Below are 21,060 nucleotides of genomic sequence, written 5' to 3' on the forward strand. Positions count from 1 at the left end.
CACTTAATCCTCGCTAGAACGCTTAGCTAGGCGGTGACGTAAATCCATAAGTAAATCTAGCATGCCTACAATCATAACGGCATAGCCCATTAATAAACTTAGAAAAATTAGTAGCATACTCATTGTCTTAGAATACCCATGAGTATGTAAAATATACCACAAACAACTTAGCCCTTGAGCTAACAACATATACGAGCCAAGAATAAAGAAGTTTGTCGCTATAAAATTGAGCCATTCATAAGGATATAAATTTACCCAATACTGCAAGATAAGCCCTAATAAAAATAAATATACAGACCACTTTGGCATGCGCCACTGCAATACGCCAGGCAATGGTAAATCTCGTCCACCAGCACGTCGCATAATGCCATTAGCAATCCAACAAATCACATAATTTAAGCATGCTACACCGACAAAGGAAGCACCGGCAATCATATATGTAAATTGTTGCATAGCCTCCCGTGCTACAGTCATTTGACTTTGAATCTGCTCTTCCAACATGCCTTGATTGCGATAGGTCTCTTCAATATCCTTAATAGCCTTGGCAAACTCTTCATTCCATAAGGACACTAAGTCTATATTTAAAAACTGAAAGCTCAACCACATTTCAATAGGAAAGGCCACTAAAAACACTAAGGTTGGAATGACGAGCAACTTACTAGTCTCCCAACGGCGCTCATAGCCATAGGCCAGCACTAGAGCCGGCAGACCTACTGACAAGACTTGCAGCAACGACTGCAAGGGGGAAATAAAAAAAGCCATAACGATGGCCGCCGTAATCACTGCCAGAATACTCCATCGTATACCATGACGAGCCGCCAACACTAGCAATGTAACGGGAACCAACAAGCTCACCAACATATATAAGAATGGCACACTAGAACCGACTAATGTAAATACCATAATCAGAGCTGTTAAAAATCCTGTTTCCACTACAGCCCTTGTATTTGTTTGATTCATAATCACACTCCTATGTAAATAGACGTATGACTATTATGTCATACGTCTATTATTATATCATGTTACTTTATATTTGAATATGTTACACGTCTTGAATAATTGGCAAAATCATTGGACGACGACGAGTTTTCTCATATAAGAATTTTCCTAATGTATCGCGAACTTGTGATTTTATAGTAGCCCAATCTTTAAGCTGAGCTGCTTCACATTTCTCAATAACATTCTCTACACGTCGCTGTGCTTCATTCATCAAATCTTCTGCATCGCGCACATATACGAAACCACGAGATACAATATCTGGTCCCGATACAATTTGACCGCTAGCGCGATCCATGGCCATAACCACGATTACCATACCTTCTTGAGCGAGCTGCTGACGATCGCGAATTACAATATTGCCTACATCGCCAACGCCTAGACCATCAACGAAGACTTTGCCCGCCGTTACATGACCAGATTTACGACCTGTGCGACTAGTGAATTCAAAAATCTGACCATTATCACCTACGAGTACGTGATTTGGCTTAACAAGACCCATAGATACGGCTAACTCACCATGCTTTTTAAGCATGCGATATTCGCCATGAACAGGGATGAAGAATTTAGGACGCACTAAATTGAGCATAGTTTTTAAATCTTCTTGGCTACCATGACCAGACACGTGAATGCCGCGGTCACGACCATAAATTACATTCGCCCCAAGGCGCAATAAATTATCAATTGTGCGACCTACTGCCGCTTCATTGCCAGGGATTGGGGTAGCTGAAATAATCACTGTATCATTAGGTGTAATTTCAATGGTGCGATGATTATTTGTAGCCATGCGAGATAGACCTGCCATAGGCTCCCCTTGGCTACCAGTAGTTAAAATCATAATTTGATCATCGCGGTAACGGCCCATTTCTTCTACATCGATAAATGTACCTTCTGGAACATTTAAGTATCCGCGCTCTTGAGCGATTTCAGATACGTTCACCATGCTGCGACCGAGCACAATAACTTTACGTTTAAACGCCACTGCTGCATCACAAGCTTGTTGTAAACGAGACACATTAGAAGCGAATGTAGCCAGTACCACACGACCACGAGCTTCTCCTACAGCGCGAAGCAAGGCCGGCCCAACAGTACTTTCCGATGGTGTAAAACCAGGTTTTTCCACATTCGTAGAATCAGACATAAGGGCTAATACACCGCGATTGCCTAGTTCTGCAAATTTATGAACATCCATCAATTTACCATCCACTGGAGTTTGGTCTACTTTGAAGTCCCCTGTATGAACTACAATGCCCACTGGTGTTTCAAAATATACGGCGCAAGCGTCAGGGATGGAGTGATTCGTTTGGATAAAGCCCACTTTAAAGGCACCAATGCAAATTTCATCTCCAGCTTGTACTACATTGAGTTTCTTTGCACTTACGCGGTTTTCTTTTAACTTGCCTTCAATTAAACCACAAACTAAATTAGTGGCATATACTGGCACATCAATTTCTTTTAATAAGTATGCCAAGGAACCAATATGGTCTTCATGACCATGAGTGATAACAACGGCGCGCACTTTATCTTTATTTTCAATTAAATAGCTCATGTCAGGAATTACAATATCTACACCTAACATGTCATTTTCAGGGAATGCAAGGCCTGCATCCAACACGATAATATCATCGCCATATTGGAATACAGTCATATTCTTACCAATTTCCCCAAGGCCACCTAAAGGAATAATCATTAATTTATCTTTTTTAGAGCCACTTGTCTTATGTTCTTCTTGCCCTACTGCACTGGCTTGATTATGGCGGCTAGTAGTGCGGCTGCGAGTTGCATTACGGGTACTTGTCTTATGTTCAGAATCGCCATTTTTAGTACCACGACCTGTCCCCTTGCTACGGCTATCATTAGCTTTAGCACTTTGACTAGTCTTAGTAGTACGACCTTCTGAGTCCTTAGTATTTGTACGAGTACTTTTACTTGTACGATTAGCGGTTTTCCCAGCTTTAGCATTACTTTTTTCACCGGTCTCTTTAGCAGCAGTAGTTGTACGACTTGCATTCGTTCTGCCTGTGCCTTTAGAGTTTGTGCGGCTATTGCGACGCGCTGGCTTTGCCTCGCCTGCACCTTCCGCGACTTTAGCACCACGAGTGGACTCTACAGTTTGGCCTTTTACTTCATTCTTAGTTGTTTCTTTGGTAGCAGTGCCTTCACCACTAATAAATTTTACTATTTGATCTAACATTGTCTAACAAAATCCTCCTATGGAATATACATATATCTAAATTTGTATTACATGAATCGTAGCAATATGACTAAATCTCTCTATTAGATACGCCGATTTTTTCTTTTCACGAGCCAAAACAATGCTTCTATTTTACTGCTTATACTTCCTATAGCAAAGTTTACGGACGTGAATCTGTCCCTACACATAAAATCCGTATACCTAATTATTAGATATAAAATAAAACTACTGCTAGTGTCTACTTGCCCACACTACACACTTATATCTTTATAAGAGATCCACTTCAACAGGTCTAAAAAGTCTTACGCACAACAAAAAGAAGGACCGCTCCTAAGGGACGCGCCTCTCTCGCTTGCTTTTTTACATGACCTATTTGTTAAGTTAAATATGATGAGCCTAAAAGGATAGACTTCATCAAAAGCCGAACGATTTACTTAAAAATAGTATATCATATTCCGATTATTTAGAAAAGTCTAAGGTAAAATGACACGTTCTTGATTATTATCACATAAATCTAATGTCTATTACCTTTCGTACTGTACTCAATACGATTAATTACATCCCGCTCTTAATAGAGTCAATCATTTACCGCACTCAATAGCTGCTTTAAACTGCGCCTTATATAAATTAGCGCCCCCATTAGCGGGATGTCTCAAAGATATAGAATCTACACCATAATGAGCCAAAGTAGCAGCGGCTTTTTGTCCTACAGCAAATACGGTAGCCTTTTTATTTAAAGCCAATAAGGCCTTTGTATAAGGCCAACCGGCATCTAATTCAGCTGGTGTTGGCGTGCGATTGCTAAGAGGCTCTGATGGCTTATGGGGATGAAAAGGAAAGATATTCCAAAGCAACACCTTATAAGGATTAAGTCCATTTTCTATAATGGAATTCCACACCACTGTATCCGTTGGTTCATTAAAACCTAGTCGCTTTTGTACCTCTTTTTCAATGGACATACTATCACTGCGACTTGTGCGCTCACCAAGCTCACAACTTGGCCATATCATGGATGGTGTAATGGACTTATGATGCCCCAGTAACATGCGCTCACAAGTAATAGCGATGCCTGTAAATCGCCCACCTTGATAGCCTACCGCTTCGGCTACCACAATATAGGGGGCCCCTAAACGCGACTCCATATACGCTTCTAATTGCTGCTGACGAATTAATGGGGCCTTCGCTACATCATAACGCTCATCATAGTCACGCCAAGGATTAAACACTTTATCATTGCCTTCATACTCAGCTAAGGCTCGAACAAAATCCTTTGCTGACGAAATCTTCTCTATCATCACTGTTCCATCCTTTCTCATCTTATATTGCCGATTAATTTTTCATCATCTCACGGTGTCATGAGACTCTTTGTAAATTATTTCACTGCACTTGAACGCTATTTGTTAATGATCTCACTATCCTATGAGGCTATACACTAATTATCTCGCTGCATTTTAAAGCTATATGTAGCTATTAGTTCCCAATTTAACTTTATAAAAATTGAGAGTCTAGCCACACAAGAGTTCTTTAACCGAGCCATACAAAAAGCCCTCTGGTCTCTTACATTATATTTTATAGTGGCTCTTTATTAAAAGCTACTACAAAACGAATCAAGGCCAAAGGGCTATGTTTACCTATATTTAATTTATAGATTGTTAGGGCATTACATAGATGAACTCACGAGCTGTTTGCTTCTGCAAGGTAACTAATGTATACAGAGGTGATTGAACGAAATACTTCTGTTCTCCCTTAGCTACAATGATCATTGACTTTTCACCTTTTGCCTTCGCCCCAAGTATATCAGCTAGTGCTTGTTCTTCCTTAACCATTGGCATTTGATATTTTTCATCCCAAGCAGCACTGCGAATCTCTTTTGGCTCTACCAAGTAGGAATCGATTCGAGTCACCGGTTTATCCGTATAATACACAGCAGACGCACTATAACCAGCAAAACAATAAATAGGGCCAGAAAATTCTTCCACATCCTCTACATAGGCCACGGATGAACGCTGTGCTACTAATGGCTGAATGCCTTCATGGATTACTACGCCACTAATGGCTAAGGTCGTTATAGTAATCACAACAGGTAGCATGTAGCGTTTGCCTTTTACATAAGTAGCTACAGTTAAAATTATGCCTGCTACTATAAATACATAGAGTAAATACCAAAATCCCCAAGGCACAAAGAAACTAGCTATGCCAAGTAAAATCCATAGGAAAAAGGCTGGTCCCATAAGTATCCACATTTTACGCTTATTAGAACCAGGACGAAGAATTTTCACCGTTCCAATAGCACCTAAGAAGCTAAACGGAATCATACTAATAAATGTATACGTCGGGTATTTAGTAGCCATTAAAGTATAAAAGAGAACCGTACCCCAGCCTAAAATCATAGACAGCACATAAAAGGACTGTTTTTGCTTCCAACCATAGTACATGCCATAGAAAATAGCCCCCGTCCAAGGTAAGGCTGCCACAGGCATAACAGCTAAATAATACCACCAATGATTATCTCCAGGGTGCTCCGACTGAGTGGCGCGCACCACATTGTGAAGACCTAAAAAGCCATTGATAAAATCTTGCCCATGGGTCATATACATGTACACATACCAAGGCAATGTAACGATACAAAAAGCGAGTAATCCTTGCCAAGCAAAAAGCTTTTTAATCATCGTCCAAGAGCGATTTACTAAGGCAAAAACAAGTAGTAATAGACCTGGCAAAACGATGGCCACTGGCCCTTTAGTCAAAGTACCTAGGCCAGCAAAAATATAAGCTAACACGATGAACCAAGTCTTATTCTCTGTTAATCCACGGTAAGCATAAGCAAAAACGCCAATTGTGGTGTATAAAAGAACCATATCGGTTACAATACCGCGAGCTAAAATCCAAAACTCTAAAGAAGAGCCTAGAATAAAGGCACACCAAATGGATAAAAGCCGACGCCCAGAAATAGTTCGCACCACTTGATAAAAGAAACTCACCGAAAAGGCGCCAAACAAGGCAGATGGAAAACGAGCGGCAAAATCAGTTATGCCAAAAATTTTATAAGAGGCTCCAATAAGCCAATAAATCATAATGGGCTTATCGAACCAAAATGTATGATAGATCTGCGGTGATAGCCAGTTGCCAGACATCACCATTTCCTTTGCCGTTAAGGCATAATTTGACTCTACTGGATCCGTAATGGGCAAGGAGCCATTACCTACGGCAAATACAGCGAGTGCTAAAATGAAAAATATAACACTGATGCGATGTAAGCGCATAGTAATCCCTCCTTATTTTTGTGATTCACCGATTGAATCTTGCGTTGTAGGATTTGTATTACCAGCTACATCTACTATATCTTCCTCTTTTTCACTAACTGCTAAAATTTGCTCATCCTCTGACTCTGCTTTTACTTGATTCACTTCACTAGCTTCAGCCGCTTGTTTTTTCTTGCGAACTTTTAAATAACGATAGCCAAAGATAGCTGCCGCAATAAGGAATACAACTACCATAGCGATAAGCAGTTCATGATTATAGTCGATTAAGTCTTGCCAATGTTCGCCTAGCTTAACTCCTAGCCATACGAGCAAAATAGTCCATGGAATAGTGCCTAGTACGGTCCAAAGGATAAAGCGTCCCATAGGATAACGCGCAATCCCTGCAGGGAAAGAAATAAAGGTGCGAATACCAGGAAGTAAACGGCCAAAGAATACGGCAGCACCACCATATTTATTGAACATTTTTTCAGCGAGTTCAAATTTATGCTCATTAAAGAAGATGTAGCGCCCATATTTTAAAAGTAATGGACGACCGCCCCATTCACCAAGCCAATAGGAAATAACTGACCCCACTACACCGGCCAAGGTAGCCACTACCATAGTCGTGTACATTTCAAATACACCTTGGGCAATTAAATAGCCGGAAAAACCTAATACTACTTCACTAGGGATGGGCACATTGGCATTTTCCAACACCATCGTAATAAACATGGCCCAATATCCATATTGCTCTAAAAATGTAATTATATGTTCCACTGTATGCTCCTTTTACTATTTATGAATCACTATTTATAAACTATATATCGACAAAATTAAATATTTTCTCACATTACCTTTTATTTTATCATATTTTACGGTTTTTTCACATAAATAAAATGCATACATCAAATCACGTAATGCATAGAACTAGCGCATCCTCTCAAATAAAAATCGCTAAGCCCTGATGATAAAGTCATCAAAGCTTAGCGAGCATTTAGTTATCCTTATTAGTTCGCAAATACATCGTGCAATACGATAGTTTGACTGCGATTAGGGCCTACAGATACGATGCCAAGGCGAACGCCAGTTACTTCGGAAATACGTTCTACATAGCGACGTGCCGCTTCTGGAAGGTCTTCGTACTTTTTAATAGCGCTTGTATCGCATTGCCAACCTTGTAATGTTTCATATACTGGTTCACATTGCTCAAGCTCACGAAGATCGGCTGGGAAGCCTTTAACCGCTTCACCATTTTTAGTATATCCTACGCAGATTTTAACTTCTGGTAATTTATCGAGAATATCTAAGCGAGTAATTGCTAAGTAGTCAAGACTATTAAGGTCTGCTGCATAGCTAACTACCGCAAGGTCTAACCAACCACAGCGACGAGGGCGACCAGTTACAGTGCCGAACTCATGACCTGTATTGCGAAGATAATCGCCAGTTTCATCAAGAAGTTCAGATGGGAATGGACCTTCCCCTACGCGAGTCGCATAGGCCTTTACTACACCGATGATATTCTTCAAATAGTTAGGTCCTACGCCAGCGCCTACAGAGGCACCACCAGCAATTGGATGAGAGCTAGTTACAAATGGATATGTACCATGGTCAAGGTCAAGCATAGTGGCTTGTGCACCTTCAAATAATACTTTTTTGCCTTCTTTAATAGCTGTTACAACATTGTAGTTAGTATCAGTTACATAAGGGCGAAGACGCTCTGCATATTCAGTATAGTCTTTTAAGATTTGGAAGTAATCAACAGCTTCTGTGCTACCATATACTTCGCGAAGAATTTTATTTTTAATACGAACATTATAATCAAGTTTAGCCTTGAATACTTCTTCGTCTAAGAGGTCACAAATACGAATACCTACGCGATTTACTTTATCTGCATAGCAAGGGCCAATACCATTTTTAGTAGTGCCGATTTTTAAATCGCCTTTGGAATTTTCCTCTGCTTCATCAAGTAAATTATGGTAAGGCATAATCACATGTGCGCGATTGGAAATTTGCAAGGATTGAGCGCTTTTCCCTTCATGCTCTAAGTTTTCAATTTCATTGAGCAATACTTTAGGGTCCACAACAACGCCTGTGCCAATAATATTTGTTTTATTATCGTATAAAATACCACTTGGCAATAAACGAAGTGCAAATGCGCGGTCGTCAACAACAACTGTGTGACCTGCATTATTACCACCTTGGCTACGTACAACTACATCAGCTTGTTCCGCTAAATAGTCTACGATTTTGCCTTTTCCTTCATCGCCCCATTGTGTACCAATTACCATACTGGTTGCCATAATATTCGAACCTCCATCAATTTATGTCATAGTTAGTCATATGTACGGCCTGTTTCTCCTAGAAACATTTCATACACTTCATTATAACATAGAAAGTAAAAGCATGCATTATAGAAAAGAGGCCATAACAAAACCACCATTTGTGCTTTTGTTATAGCCTCTACTTAAAGGTCAATATTATCTAATTTTAGACTCAAATTTAGGAGCAAAAATTTTAGCCTCCCAATTTTGTCTAAATTTAAACTAAAGCTTATAGACCAAAACGAGCCATAATAGTATCTACATGACGAAGCATACGATGTGGATCAAATAATTCATCAATTTCTTCATCAGTTAAATATTTTTTAATATCTTCATCGCCTTTAAGGCCAGCTTTGAAGTCTTTACCTTCTAACCAACGCGCCATAGCATGACGTTGTACCCAACGATACGCTTCATCACGTACAGCCCCTTTATCTACAAGAGCTGTTAAAATTTGTTGGCTGAAAATTAAACCACCAGTTAGCTCAAGATTTTTCATCATATTATCTGGATATACCAATAATTTATCGATAACACGTGTAATCAAGGATAACATATAATCTACTGTAATCGTGCTATCAGGAAGAATAACGCGTTCTACAGAGCTATGGGAAATGTCGCGTTCATGCCATAAAGCTACATCTTCAAGAGCCGCTTGTGCATTGCCGCGTACCACACGAGCTAAACCGCAAATGCGTTCACAAGTGATTGGGTTGCGTTTATGAGGCATAGCAGAGGAGCCTTTTTGCTTTTTGCTGAAATATTCTTCTGCTTCACGTACTTCAGTACGTTGTAAATGGCGAACTTCCATAGCAATTTTATCTAAAGTACTAGCGATAATAGCCAAAGTACTGCAAAGTTCAGCATGACGGTCACGTTGAATAACTTGTGTTGCAATTTTAACTGGTTCAAGACCTAGTTTTTCACATACATACTGCTCAATAAATGGATCATTTACAGAATATGTGCCTACTGCACCAGACATTTTACCTACAGCTACATTTTTCTTAGCATGTTCTAAACGTTCGATATCGCGTTCAATCTCTGCCATCCAAAGGCAAAGCTTAAGACCAAAGGTAGTTGGCTCGCCATGAATACCATGCGTACGACCCACCATAGGGGTGTATTTGAACTCCGCTGCACGACGACGAAGTACTGCATGGAACTCTTTTAAATCTTCTAAAATAATATCACAAGCTTGTTTCATCATAGAACCAAGAGCTGTATCTTTAACATCAGTTGAAGTTAAACCAAGATGAATGTATTTAGCTTCTTCCCCTACATATTCGCCTACAGCTGTGACGAAGGAAATAATATCATGATTAGTTTCTTTTTCGATTTCGTGAATACGCTCCACATCGAAATTAGCTTTTTCACGAATCACTTTCGCTGCTTCTTTTGGAATAATACCGAGTTCAGCCTGCGCTTCACAAGCTAAAATTTCCACTTCCAACATTTGATCAAATTCGTTGCGCTCGCTCCAAATATGACCCATTTTTTCTCTCGTATAACGTGCAATCATCGTGCAAAACCTCCATAGAAACTAAGAGAATAACTTACGTTACATAACTATCTTTATCATAACATAGGGCCTATAAGCGGTCAACATAAATGCCCGAACATTAAAAAGAATATTTCATCAATGTTCGGGTTTTGTACTTTCTCCCTATCCCCTCTCCTTCAACGACTTTAGAGCCTACAGCATTAAGCGAATAGCAGAAACATATTTATATAAATAAGAAAATAATAAAAAGCCCCACATATACATGTAGCGACCATTCGAGCTTGACGATCGGGAGCAAGTGTATATGTGGGGCTTTTCTATTTTGTTAAACTAACATATTTTTCTGCCAATGAGCTTACGCCTGTGGCCCTAAAGTCGTAGTCTCTACGCGTACTACTTCTTTATAAGGATACGCACAGAGTCCCGCCACAGCTTTACCAATTTCAGTAAAGTCCCTAGGATCTACTGCCGGATTTACCGGATTAAGGGTAATGGATTTCGTTTTATTTTCTTCCATTGTTAAGCGCACTTGTGCTTTTACTGCTTCTACCATAGTATTTTCTACATCAGCCATAATGTTCTCCTTTTCTAGACAATCTATCCGCTGCCTTATGAATTGTAACTAAGAATACATAAATATATCTTCTTCTAAAATATATTACTTCTAAAATTTTAAAATTAAATGGAATCACTTTTAGTAAAATTATTTTAGGATTATTACACATCACACTTTATTAAACTTAAGATAATGGTGTAATCGTGCTAACCGCCATTTGAGCGCCTTTAAAATCTACCAATACTTCGCCCTTAGAAGAGAGCATAAACTGTTTTGCCAACATAGCCTCGCCAACTGCTTGGCATTCTGCTAAACTTACTTCTTCCTTAGGCACGGATATTTTAAATAAAGTTTCCTTATTATTTTTATCCGTAAAAATTAATTGCAATTCTTTTTTTACACTTACTTCATTAGCCATAATGTGCCTCCTATTTTTAAACAATATACTTTATATGCTATTTTTAATCGCGCTTCATTTCTAAGCGCAATAAATCAATTTTCAGGCCTGTTTGACTTATTTTGCATGATAAAATGATAAATTCTCTTGCAAGAGTAGTAAGGCTTACTTTTTCAATTCTGCCTTACACCTTTATACATTCCGTTAAAACTCATTTGTAAACCTAAATTTTAAAAAATTTTTCACCTATTTTTTATAACTTTTGATTCTTTAAAAATGACAAACTAGCACTGTGCCGCCATTTCTAAAATTTTCTATATAGTCAAGAGGCATTATGTTGCAAATTTCACAACTTAATGTGTCAAAATTCCTCTTTTATTTTTTCTTCAAATAATAGTATAATGAGGTGTATCTTGTAGTAGAGAACGAGTTTTATATACAAGATATTGATTTTATCAGTAAGTAGCTGACACTGCACTAAGTTGTATGTATCAGCTCTTTTTTTAGCATATAAGTGTTTAGGGAAGGATTAGTAGTAGTTATGGCTATTATGATTAAAAAACGAGACGGTCACTATGAACCGCTCTCCGTTGAAAAAACGAAAAAAATGATTGCCTTTGCTTGTTTAGGCCTTGAAACATGCGACCCTATTGAGCTTGAAATGGACTCCAAGCTTCAATTCGTAGACGGTATGAGCACGAAAGAAATCCAAAAGATTTTAGTGCAAACAGCCATTGAAAAAGTAATTCAAAAAACTGACGATGGTTTCGGAAACCAAGTCAACCGAATGAACCAAGATTGGCAATATGTAGCTGCTCGTCTCTATTTATTTGATTTATACAAGGAAGCAGCTATTAACCGCAAATATAAAGCATTTGGCTATGGCAATTTCCCTTCCTTAGTAAAAACCTTAGTAGAACTTGGCCGTTATGCCGATTTCTTCCTTAAAGATTACACGGAAGAAGAACTTCAAGAATTAGGCGACTACATTAAACCAAAACGCGACTACCTCTTCAACTATGAAGGTATTAAATTATTAGCTGATCGCTATTTAGTAAAAGGCTTTGACAAAGAAGTGTATGAACTTCCACAAGAACGCTTCATGGCCATTGCTATGCATTTAGCTTTAATCGAAGGGGATCGCAAAGTAGAATTTGCTAAAAAATTCTATGATTTAATGAGTGAATTAAAAATGACTACTGCTACGCCTACATTAGCCAATGCAGGGACGCCATTCCACCAATTAAGCAGCTGCTTTATCTCCGGTGTGGATGACAATCTTTGGTCAATTTATGATGTAAACAGCAAATTCTCCCGCGTATCTAAGCATGGCGGTGCCCTAGGCATTTACATGGGTAAAGTGCGTGCCTTAAATAGTGATATTCGCGGTTACAAGAACTCCTCCGGTGGCGTAATTCCTTGGGTTCGCCTCTACAATGACACAGCTGTAGCGGTTGACCAATTAGGTAAACGCAAAGGGGGCGCTACTGTAACTCTTGATATTTGGCACAAAGACTTCTACGAATTCGTCGAGCTTCGCACAAATAATGGGGACGATCGTCGTAAAGCCCATGATATTTTCCCTGCCATTGCCATTCCAGATATCTTCATGGAACGCCTCTTAGCGCGCGAAAACTTCTCCTTATTTGACCCTCATGAAGTAGAACGTGAAATGGGCTTCGCCTTAGAAGATTTCTACGATGAAGATGATAACAAAGCCTTCACTGAGCATTATTTACTTTGTGAACAAAATCCAAATCTTCATTCCATTCAGGTCAGCGCTCTCGATATGATGAAACGTATTATGCGCAGCGCCGTAGAAACAGGCACACCTTTCATCTTCTTCCGCGACACAGTAAATCGCACTAATCCAAATAAACATGCTGGTATGATTTATGCGTCCAATCTTTGCCACGAAATTGCACAAAATGTGGGCTTTACTAATCTTGGTGAAGAAGTTATCAATGAAGATGGTTCCATTACAACTAAAACAATTACCGGTGATATGGTAACTTGTAACTTAAACTCCATCAATCTTGGTAAAATCACAGATGAAGAATTAGAAGCTAATGTAACACTTCAAATTCGCATGCTCGATAATGTTATTTCCATCAATCAATTCCCTGTGCCTGAAGCTAAAATGACGAGCGAAAAGTACCGCGCTATCGGTCTTGGCACAAGTGGTTACCATCATTATTTAGTGCGTCATCAATTACAATGGGAAAGCGAAGAGCATATTAAAGCAGCTGACGAATTATTCGAAAATATTGCTTACTATGCTATTAAAGCGTCCATGGAACTGGCTAAAGAAAAAGGCGCTTATCCTGCCTTCAAAGGTTCTGAATGGGACACTGGCGCTTATTTCGAACGCCGCGGCTATACATCACCACGTTGGAAAAAACTTCGTGAAGATGTAGCTAAATACGGCATGCGCAACGGCTATTTAATGGCTATCGCTCCAACTGGCAGTACTTCTAACATTGCCAACACAACAGCTGGTATCGATCCTATCTTCAAAAAATTCTTTATTGAAGAGAAAAAAGGTAGCTTCACACCTAAAACAGCACCAGATTTAGATAATTCTACGTTCTGGCTCTATAAAGAAGCTCATACTATCGACCAACAATGGAGCATCAAAGCTTGTGGCGTACGTCAACGTCATATTGACCAAGCACAATCTTTCAATCTTTACATCACGCCACAAATGAAGGCTAAAGAAATTCTCAACCTATACATTGAAGCGTACAAACAAGGCATTAAAACTATTTACTACATCCGCAATCAGTCTCTTGAAATGGATGAATGTACTAGTTGCTCCTCCTAAAATAAAGCTTTGACTGCCTTTTCAAGGCCTGTCATGATATACTAAATACAAGTGGCCCTCACCTCGAGGGCCCACTCCTATATACAGAAAGGGTGAATGCAATCATGAAAAAAAAATTGATTTTCAACGAACACGGCGATCGTGGCACAGAAAGTATGATTGGCGGCAACACCACAAATCTTCGCGAGTGGAACCGCATCAAATATGACTGGGCAACTGTTCTTTATCGTACTATGTTAAACAACTTCTGGATTCCAGAGGAAATCTCTTTAAATGAGGACGTTAAACAATTCCCTTATTTAACTGATAGTGAACGCCGCGCCTTCGACAAAATCATTTCTTTCTTAAACTTCTTAGATTCCATTCAAAGTGAAAATTTACCTAATCTAAGCCGCTATGTAACGGCCGCTGAAGTAGCTTCCTTGCTTAATATTCAAGCATTCCAGGAAGAAATTCACGCACAAAGCTATTCCTATATCCTAGATACAGTAACAAATCCTATTACTCGTGACCGCATCTATGATGAATGGCGTACTGATGAAGTATTACTATCTCGTAACCGCTTTATCGCTGATATTTACCAACGCTTTAGTGATGATCCTTCAGAGCATAATTTCATTCGTACTATTATGGCGAACTATATCCTCGAAGGCATTTACTTCTATTCAGGTTTTAGCTTCTTCTATACCTTAGCGCGTCAAGGTAAAATGACTGCTACTAGTACGATTTTTAAATATATTAATCGCGACGAAGTAACACATTTAATTTTATTCCAAAATATCATTCGTGAGCTTCGCATCGAGCGTCCTGAACTCTTCACACCAGAACTAGAAGAAGAACTCACTGACATGCTCCGTCAAGGCACTGAAAATGAAATTGCCTGGGGGCAATATATTACTGATGATAAAATCCTCGGTATTAACAATGTACTCATCGAGCGCTATATTAAATACCTAGCAAACCTTCGTCTCGATGCTATCGGCCTTAAACCACTTTATCCAGAAATCAAAGAAAATCCAATGGCTTGGATTGAAAGCTTCTCCAATCTTAATAGTACAAAAACTGACTTCTTCGAAGCTAAAGTTACCAACTATACTAAAGCTGCAGCCTTTGATTTCGATGATTTAGAGTAATTCATCGGCCTAGCCAAAGAAACATTATAAAAGCTATGACCTAACTAACATTGTAAAACTATGGTTTAACTAAATTTATAAAAGCTATAAACTAGCTTTATAAAAGTAAATGCCTGTCATGGCTTTAATAAAATCTAATCAAAATTAATTTTAACTACAACATAACAATAATTATAAGACTCAAGTCTAATACTAAAACGCCCCTCCTGGCTCATAGTCCGGGAGGGGCGTTTTCTATTTTACATAAGGGTATAATATTTTAACTTACACTTATTTTTAACTTACACTTATAATGTTTTGTTTACCTAAAAATTTATCGGCTAATACACCAAACCAAGCTACACCTTTAATCATATCTGATTCATCAATGTCAAAATGAGGATTATGATGAGGCGCTTTAATATTAGAGCCTAAAATCATATATGTAGCTCGTCCACCACGTTCAATAACACGGCGCATAAAGTAAGCACAGTCTTCACTGCCACCACCATAATAAGTTAAATCAACGCGGTCAAATAACTCTGTACCTTCTGCTAATACTTGAATCTCTTTAGCTAGGTCTTCACTATTTTCAACTGCTGGGGCACCACCAGTTTGTACAATCTGCACTTCACAATCATGCATAGCTGCAGCAGCTTGTAAAATCGTGCGACAACGCTGCTCTACATATTCATTAATTTCAGTAGTCTCACCACGTACTTCTAGTTTTAAATTAGCAAAGCCAGGTGTTACATTGCGCCCTGTACCAGATTCTAAGACGCCCACATTAACTCGCGTTACCCCACCAGAATGACGTGCAATAGCCTGTAAGTTCAACACCGCGATGCAAGCTGCTAGCATAGCATTATTTGCCTTTTCAGGGCTCGCCCCTGCATGAGCGGCATAGCCAGTAAAGCTTACATCAAATTTTGTAGTCGCCAAAAAGCCTGGGTCACTACAAGCTAAAGCACCTGTAAGAGCGCGATCAATCCCTATATGCATGCCAAATAAAATATCTACATCATCCACCACGCCTGCTTCCATCATGGCACGAGCACCGCGAACACCTTCTTCAGCAGGTTGAATAATTAATTTTACAGTGCCCTTATATTTGTCTTTATTATTTGCTATATATTCAGCTAAACCTAAAATCATAGTCAAATGCGCATCATGACCACACGCATGCATCGCTTTGTCATGAGTCGAGGCAAATCCTTCTCGTGCTGGTAAATGGTCCTCTTCATGACTTTCATCTACATCATTGGAATCAATGTCAGCACGAAAGGCCACAGTGGGGCCTTCTTCTGCAAATTTCATTGTAGCCACCAAGGCTGTCTTACCATAGCCAAATACAGTTACCCAGCCTGGATCTGCCCCTTCACTAATAGCGCGGTCCATAGCCGCCTTCATGACTTCATCTGAAGGCAATCCCATACGCGCCTCTAAATCTAATACTTCCTCACCAGCTTTAATCTCATAGCCCAATTTACTCAATTCAGTAGCCGCATAAGCTGCTGTGCGGTATTCGAGCCAACCAGGTTCTGGATGGCGATGTAAATCGCGACGACGAGCAATATATTCTTCTTGTTTTACTTTTGCAAATTCAATGCTATTCATAATACTCCCTCTCTATACACACTACGGCTATGATTATGTTTATGGCGACAACTCATAAACTCATAAACTCATAAACTCATAAACTCATAAACAAAATGATACGCTAGAAACTATATTGGTACAACACCAAAATATATGTATACATGTATACATCCCCCTAATTCATTGCCAGTGCTTTATCAATTCGCTATAATCCGTGGTAGACATTATTCAATTCACAAGAGACATATGACTACATATGCCGTCCATTTATGAAGGGGGATTATTATGGTTATTGCAGGTTCCATCATTGTTATTGGCACCATCATACTACTCATTTTGAAATATGATGCCAAAGTTGTACTCTTAGGTGCAGGCTTTCTCATGGGTATTATTGGTGGCGTGCCAATGGATATTTTTAAAGCCTTTGAAAAAGGCATGACTAGCGCCGGTCTTATTACATCCATCTGTTCTTGTATGGGTTTTGCCCTCGTTATGAAATACACAGAATGCGATAAACATTTAGTCAATCTGCTAGCCAGCGTCATTAAAAATGTACCCTTTTTCCTCATCCCAGGGGTTGTAATAGCCACCTATTTTATCAATATGGCCTTGCCTAGTGCAGCCGGCACAGCTGCTGCAGCAGGTGCTGTGTTTATCCCTCTCATGATGTCAGCTGATATCCATCCTGCCATGGCCGCAGCAGCCTTAAAAGCTGGTACCTATGGCTCTATGTTAAATCCAGGCCTAGCTCATAATGCCTTTGTAGCAAAACTTGCCCATGTGACGCCTATGGATGTCATTAGCTTCCACTACATAGCCAATATTACATCTTTAGTCGTAGCCGCTATAGGCCTTAGCATTGTAGCCTATGTAACTAAAGAGTACAAAGGTCATCCAGCACCTGATCTTCAAACTGATTTTAATTTTAAAATCAATTTTATCTATGCCATTATGCCCATCGTACCAATTGCTATACTTTTATTAGGAGCCACTGGACTCATCCCATCCTTTAAAGTATCTGTGCCAGCAGCCATGCTCATTGGTGCCTTCCTGGCTATTTTAGTAACGCGCAGTAATCCTCGTGATATTGCCAATAATTTCTTCAATGGTATGGGTGAAGGATATGCCAAAATTATGTCCATTATCATCGCTTGTGGCGTGTTCGTAGCCGGCATGGATTCCATGGGGCTAGTAAAAGCATTTACACAAGAAATGATGCAAAATCCATCCATCATGAAAGTAGCCGCTGCAGTAGGTCCGTTCTTACTCGGCCTCATCACTGGCTCTGGAGATGCCGCCACTATGGCCTTTAATGAAGCCATCTCGTCTCATGCCGTAGACTTTGGTATGACTACCGTACAAATGGGCTCTATGGCCACCTTAGGGGGTACCTTGGGGCGCACGATTTCACCTATTGCCGGTGCTACTATTATCGTAGCAGGCATAGCGGGCGTAAATCCTATCGAAGTGACTAAGCGCAATGGGATTCCTATTATCCTCGCTTTAGCTGCTGGCTCATTAGTATTAGCCTTAGGCTATTAATTAAGTGATGTAATACTTTGTGGCTACGAAATATAGCGACATTTTATAACCATGCACTATAATAGCATCGTGTATCCATATAATAAGTATAGCAACATGGTACAATCATTCAGTATAGTAACACCGTGCGCAGCCCTGCACTATAATAGCACGGCAATACTGTTTCACCACGTTTTACCAATTCAATTTTGTGCATACAAAACATACAAATGTAATGCCAAAAAAATCATTTTTTTAATTTTCTTGAAAAAAACTACTTGCCAAAGTCTATAAATTAGGTTTATAATGTGAAAAACTACTTAACGAAAGGAACTAATACCAATGATGAGTCGAATCAGCACAATGAATAGCCAATACTTCTATTTTGGGTTCTTTATCCAGTCTACGGGTAAAGGACTATTTGGGCTACGCTGATTTAGGTCATCTTGGCGAGGCTTACTATAGTAAGGAGCTACCCGTATTGGAGACGGGTGGCTCCTTTTTTGTTACTCCCTCCGATGAATTGGTAATTCCTTACTGAGCAGTCTTCGAACAGCTAGTAATTTTACTGAGAATTATCGCAGTATAGCAGCATAGTAATATCTTTTCGATACCTAATGTAAGTAGCATAGTAGTATAGTAGGAGGCTCTTTTGAGCCAGTATTTAATCAGATGGAGGAATTATCATGATTATCACGTTAAAAGACAATGTAAACCCAGCGGAGTTAGCCAGTTTGAAGGAACGCCTCATTAACGAAGGCTTTCAATTAGTACCAGCGCAAGGTACGCATTACTCCATTATCGGCATTATCGGCGATACAGCTTCTTTAGACAAACGACAAATTGAGTCCCTCGATATTGTAGAAAAAGTAAGCCGCATTCAAGAACCATTCAAAAAAGCCAATCGAAAATTCCATCCAGATGACACCATCGTTGATGTAGGCGGTGTTAAAATCGGCGGTGGCCACTTCGCCATCATGGCCGGCCCTTGCTCTGTAGAAACACCAGAGCAAGTACTCGCCACAGCACGCGCTGTAAAAGAAGCAGGTGCTACCATTCTTCGCGGCGGCGCCTTCAAACCTCGTACCTCTCCATACTCCTTCCAAGGCATGGGACCAAGCGGCTTAGAACTTCTATTATTGGCTAAAAAAGAAACGGGCCTTCCTATTGTCTCTGAAGTAATGGACCCATCTCAACTACAATACTTCGACGAAGTAGATATGCTTCAAATCGGAGCTCGTAATATGCAAAACTTCACACTCTTAAAAGAAGTGGGCAAACTAAAAAAACCTGTACTCCTAAAACGTGGCTTATGCGCTACCTACGAAGAATGGTTAATGGCCGCTGAATACATTATGAGTGAAGGCAATGAACAAATCGTACTTTGTGAGCGCGGTATTCGCACCTTCGAAACTAAGACTCGCAATACCTTAGATGTAACAGCGATTCCAATGATCCATGAACTAAGTCATTTGCCAATTATTATGGACCCTAGTCACGCAGCTGGCATGAGCCGCATGGTACGCCCGCTCTCCTTAGCCTCCACTGGTGGCGGTGCTGATGGACTCATGATTGAAGTTCATAATGACCCAGCCAAAGCCTTATGCGATGGCCCTCAAGCACTTCGCCCTGATCAATTCGCAGCCTTAACGAAAGACGTATTCGCCCTTCGTCAAATCGTTGAAAATGGTTTAGCTTAATCATCGCCATGGAAAGGAATTCCTATGACACGTATTCATATTGAAGCGTCCACCGCCTATGATGTCATCATTGAATCTGGCGCGCTAAAGAAAGCCGCTCATTACATAGAAGAAGTAAAAAAGTCTTGCCCTGTAGTCATCGTCAGTGATGACCAAGTAGCACCGCTCTATTTAGGCATAGTAAAAGAGCAACTCCTAGAAGCAGGCTACACTGTTCATGAATACATTTTTCCTCATGGAGAAGCGCAAAAAAATGCATCTCAGCTCCTCCACTTAGTCGAATTCTTAGCTAGCAAGGCTTTAACCAGAAAAGATTTGCTCATCGCCTTAGGTGGTGGCGTTGTGGGCGATATGGCAGGCTTTGCTGCGGCTACCTATTTGCGTGGTATCGACTACATTCAAATCCCCACCAGCTTACTCGCCGCTGTCGACTCCTCTGTCGGTGGTAAAACAGCAGTTAATCTCAGTGCTGGCAAAAATCTTTGGGGTGCTTTTAAACAACCTCTGCTTGTACTTTGCGATCCCGCTACACTGAGCACTTTGCGTCATGTAGAATTTGTAAATGGCTGTGGGGAGATTATCAAATACGGTATGATAGGCTATCCTGAATTACTAGATGCGCTAGAAACTACGCCGCTAGTACAGGATAATTTAGACCAATTAAGCCACATTATAGCCCTCTGCGTAAAGGCTAAGGCTCATGTGGTACAGCAAGATGAAACTGAAAAAGGCTTGCGACAGCTGCTGAATTTTGGTCATACTTTTGGCCATGGCATAGAAATGGCTAGTCAGTTTGCCGTTCATCACGGCCATGCCGTAGCCATTGGCATGGCACTCCTCATGAGAGCTGCCATGCAACAAGGCGCCATTACTAATGAAGAATGCGAGCGATTTTTAAGCATCTTAATCCGTCATGAACTACCTATTACAACCTCTATAAATGATGCCACCTTATTAGAGGCCGCTTTACATGATAAAAAAAGCCAGGGCCAAACGATTACCATCGTTCGCCCCCTTCACTGGGGAGAATGTGAATTAGTCACCATCCCTCATAGTGAATTACAGCAATATATTATTCGCTAAGCTAAGGAAAG

At 40.0% G+C, this 21,060-nt stretch carries 14 protein-coding genes and 1 pseudogene; 5 read left to right on the top strand and 10 right to left on the bottom strand.

What is annotated here, in order from left to right:
• Nucleotides 1-3 precede the first annotated feature (3 nt).
• The 9 genes and pseudogenes from QZR90_RS01270 to QZR90_RS01310 all read right to left on the bottom strand — a co-directional run bounded on the left by QZR90_RS01270 (nucleotide 4) and on the right by QZR90_RS01310 (nucleotide 11,231).
• Nucleotides 4-960 carry a YybS family protein gene (locus QZR90_RS01270; protein WP_295787896.1) on the bottom strand — a complete coding sequence of 319 codons (957 nt, stop codon included), beginning with the start codon at nucleotides 958-960 and terminating at the stop codon, nucleotides 4-6.
• 82 nt (nucleotides 961-1,042) lie between these two features.
• On the bottom strand, nucleotides 1,043-3,190 hold the full coding sequence (locus QZR90_RS01275) for an RNase J family beta-CASP ribonuclease (RefSeq protein WP_295787898.1): 2,148 nt from the start codon (nucleotides 3,188-3,190) through the stop codon (nucleotides 1,043-1,045).
• 581 nt (nucleotides 3,191-3,771) lie between these two features.
• Complete coding sequence (locus QZR90_RS01280; protein WP_295787900.1) at nucleotides 3,772-4,485, bottom strand: uracil-DNA glycosylase; 714 nt, start codon at nucleotides 4,483-4,485, stop codon at nucleotides 3,772-3,774.
• Nucleotides 4,486-4,842: 357 nt separating this feature from the next.
• A complete protein-coding gene (locus tag QZR90_RS01285) occupies nucleotides 4,843-6,453 on the bottom strand; it encodes a glycosyltransferase family 39 protein (RefSeq protein ID WP_295787902.1) in 1,611 nt (536 codons plus the stop codon).
• A gap of 171 nt (nucleotides 6,454-6,624) precedes the next feature.
• Nucleotides 6,625-7,209: pseudogene (locus tag QZR90_RS01290) on the bottom strand (DedA family protein); the annotation flags it as partial.
• A gap of 230 nt (nucleotides 7,210-7,439) precedes the next feature.
• Nucleotides 7,440-8,732, bottom strand: coding sequence for an adenylosuccinate synthase (locus QZR90_RS01295; RefSeq protein WP_295787905.1), 1,293 nt, complete (start codon nucleotides 8,730-8,732; stop codon nucleotides 7,440-7,442).
• Nucleotides 8,733-8,982: 250 nt separating this feature from the next.
• Nucleotides 8,983-10,275 (bottom strand): adenylosuccinate lyase, encoded by a 1,293-nt coding sequence (gene purB / locus QZR90_RS01300; RefSeq protein WP_295787906.1) that lies wholly within the window; start codon nucleotides 10,273-10,275, stop codon nucleotides 8,983-8,985.
• A 337-nt stretch (nucleotides 10,276-10,612) separates the two neighbouring features.
• A complete protein-coding gene (locus tag QZR90_RS01305; protein WP_295787908.1) occupies nucleotides 10,613-10,831 on the bottom strand; it encodes a hypothetical protein in 219 nt (72 codons plus the stop codon).
• A gap of 166 nt (nucleotides 10,832-10,997) precedes the next feature.
• Nucleotides 10,998-11,231 carry a DUF2922 domain-containing protein gene (locus QZR90_RS01310; protein WP_295787910.1) on the bottom strand — a complete coding sequence of 78 codons (234 nt, stop codon included), beginning with the start codon at nucleotides 11,229-11,231 and terminating at the stop codon, nucleotides 10,998-11,000.
• A gap of 520 nt (nucleotides 11,232-11,751) precedes the next feature.
• On the opposite strand from QZR90_RS01310, the gene QZR90_RS01315 reads away from it, so the two are divergent.
• Nucleotides 11,752-14,034, top strand: coding sequence for a ribonucleoside-diphosphate reductase subunit alpha (locus tag QZR90_RS01315; protein WP_307984881.1), 2,283 nt, complete (start codon nucleotides 11,752-11,754; stop codon nucleotides 14,032-14,034).
• 104 nt (nucleotides 14,035-14,138) lie between these two features.
• On the top strand, nucleotides 14,139-15,167 hold the full coding sequence (locus tag QZR90_RS01320) for a ribonucleotide-diphosphate reductase subunit beta (RefSeq protein WP_295787914.1): 1,029 nt from the start codon (nucleotides 14,139-14,141) through the stop codon (nucleotides 15,165-15,167).
• 276 nt (nucleotides 15,168-15,443) lie between these two features.
• Here QZR90_RS01320 and QZR90_RS01325 read toward each other — a convergent pair whose 3' ends face one another.
• The gene (locus QZR90_RS01325; protein WP_295787915.1) at nucleotides 15,444-16,763 is read right to left on the bottom strand and encodes an amidohydrolase; all 1,320 of its coding nucleotides are present in this window, start codon (nucleotides 16,761-16,763) and stop codon (nucleotides 15,444-15,446) included.
• 267 nt (nucleotides 16,764-17,030) lie between these two features.
• Here QZR90_RS01325 and dcuC point away from each other — a divergent pair, with 267 nt between their 5' ends.
• The 3 genes from dcuC (at nucleotide 17,031) to aroB (ending at nucleotide 21,049) form a co-directional block, all read left to right on the top strand.
• A complete protein-coding gene (gene dcuC, locus QZR90_RS01330; protein ID WP_295787917.1) occupies nucleotides 17,031-18,287 on the top strand; it encodes a C4-dicarboxylate transporter DcuC in 1,257 nt (418 codons plus the stop codon).
• 665 nt (nucleotides 18,288-18,952) lie between these two features.
• Nucleotides 18,953-19,966 (top strand): 3-deoxy-7-phosphoheptulonate synthase, encoded by a 1,014-nt coding sequence (gene aroF / locus QZR90_RS01335; RefSeq protein WP_295787920.1) that lies wholly within the window; start codon nucleotides 18,953-18,955, stop codon nucleotides 19,964-19,966.
• A 24-nt stretch (nucleotides 19,967-19,990) separates the two neighbouring features.
• The gene (aroB, locus tag QZR90_RS01340; protein WP_295787922.1) at nucleotides 19,991-21,049 is read left to right on the top strand and encodes a 3-dehydroquinate synthase; all 1,059 of its coding nucleotides are present in this window, start codon (nucleotides 19,991-19,993) and stop codon (nucleotides 21,047-21,049) included.
• Nucleotides 21,050-21,060 lie beyond the last annotated feature (11 nt).

The organism is uncultured Veillonella sp., from assembly GCF_900545795.1.
Lineage (GTDB): Bacteria > Bacillota > Negativicutes > Veillonellales > Veillonellaceae > Veillonella_A.

Excerpts from the sequence above, each read along its gene's own strand:
- QZR90_RS01270 (WP_295787896.1), bottom strand. The coding sequence starts at position 960 with ATGAATCAAACAAATACAAGGGCTGTAGTGGAAACAGGATTTTTAACA.
- QZR90_RS01275 (WP_295787898.1), bottom strand. The coding sequence starts at position 3,190 with ATGTTAGATCAAATAGTAAAATTTATTAGTGGTGAAGGCACTGCTACC.
- QZR90_RS01280 (WP_295787900.1), bottom strand. The coding sequence starts at position 4,485 with ATGATAGAGAAGATTTCGTCAGCAAAGGATTTTGTTCGAGCCTTAGCT.
- QZR90_RS01285 (WP_295787902.1), bottom strand. The coding sequence starts at position 6,453 with ATGCGCTTACATCGCATCAGTGTTATATTTTTCATTTTAGCACTCGCT.
- QZR90_RS01295 (WP_295787905.1), bottom strand. The coding sequence starts at position 8,732 with ATGGCAACCAGTATGGTAATTGGTACACAATGGGGCGATGAAGGAAAA.
- purB (WP_295787906.1), bottom strand. The coding sequence starts at position 10,275 with ATGATTGCACGTTATACGAGAGAAAAAATGGGTCATATTTGGAGCGAG.
- QZR90_RS01305 (WP_295787908.1), bottom strand. The coding sequence starts at position 10,831 with ATGGCTGATGTAGAAAATACTATGGTAGAAGCAGTAAAAGCACAAGTG.
- QZR90_RS01310 (WP_295787910.1), bottom strand. The coding sequence starts at position 11,231 with ATGGCTAATGAAGTAAGTGTAAAAAAAGAATTGCAATTAATTTTTACG.
- QZR90_RS01315 (WP_307984881.1), top strand. The coding sequence starts at position 11,752 with ATGGCTATTATGATTAAAAAACGAGACGGTCACTATGAACCGCTCTCC.
- QZR90_RS01320 (WP_295787914.1), top strand. The coding sequence starts at position 14,139 with ATGAAAAAAAAATTGATTTTCAACGAACACGGCGATCGTGGCACAGAA.
- QZR90_RS01325 (WP_295787915.1), bottom strand. The coding sequence starts at position 16,763 with ATGAATAGCATTGAATTTGCAAAAGTAAAACAAGAAGAATATATTGCT.
- dcuC (WP_295787917.1), top strand. The coding sequence starts at position 17,031 with ATGGTTATTGCAGGTTCCATCATTGTTATTGGCACCATCATACTACTC.
- aroF (WP_295787920.1), top strand. The coding sequence starts at position 18,953 with ATGATTATCACGTTAAAAGACAATGTAAACCCAGCGGAGTTAGCCAGT.
- aroB (WP_295787922.1), top strand. The coding sequence starts at position 19,991 with ATGACACGTATTCATATTGAAGCGTCCACCGCCTATGATGTCATCATT.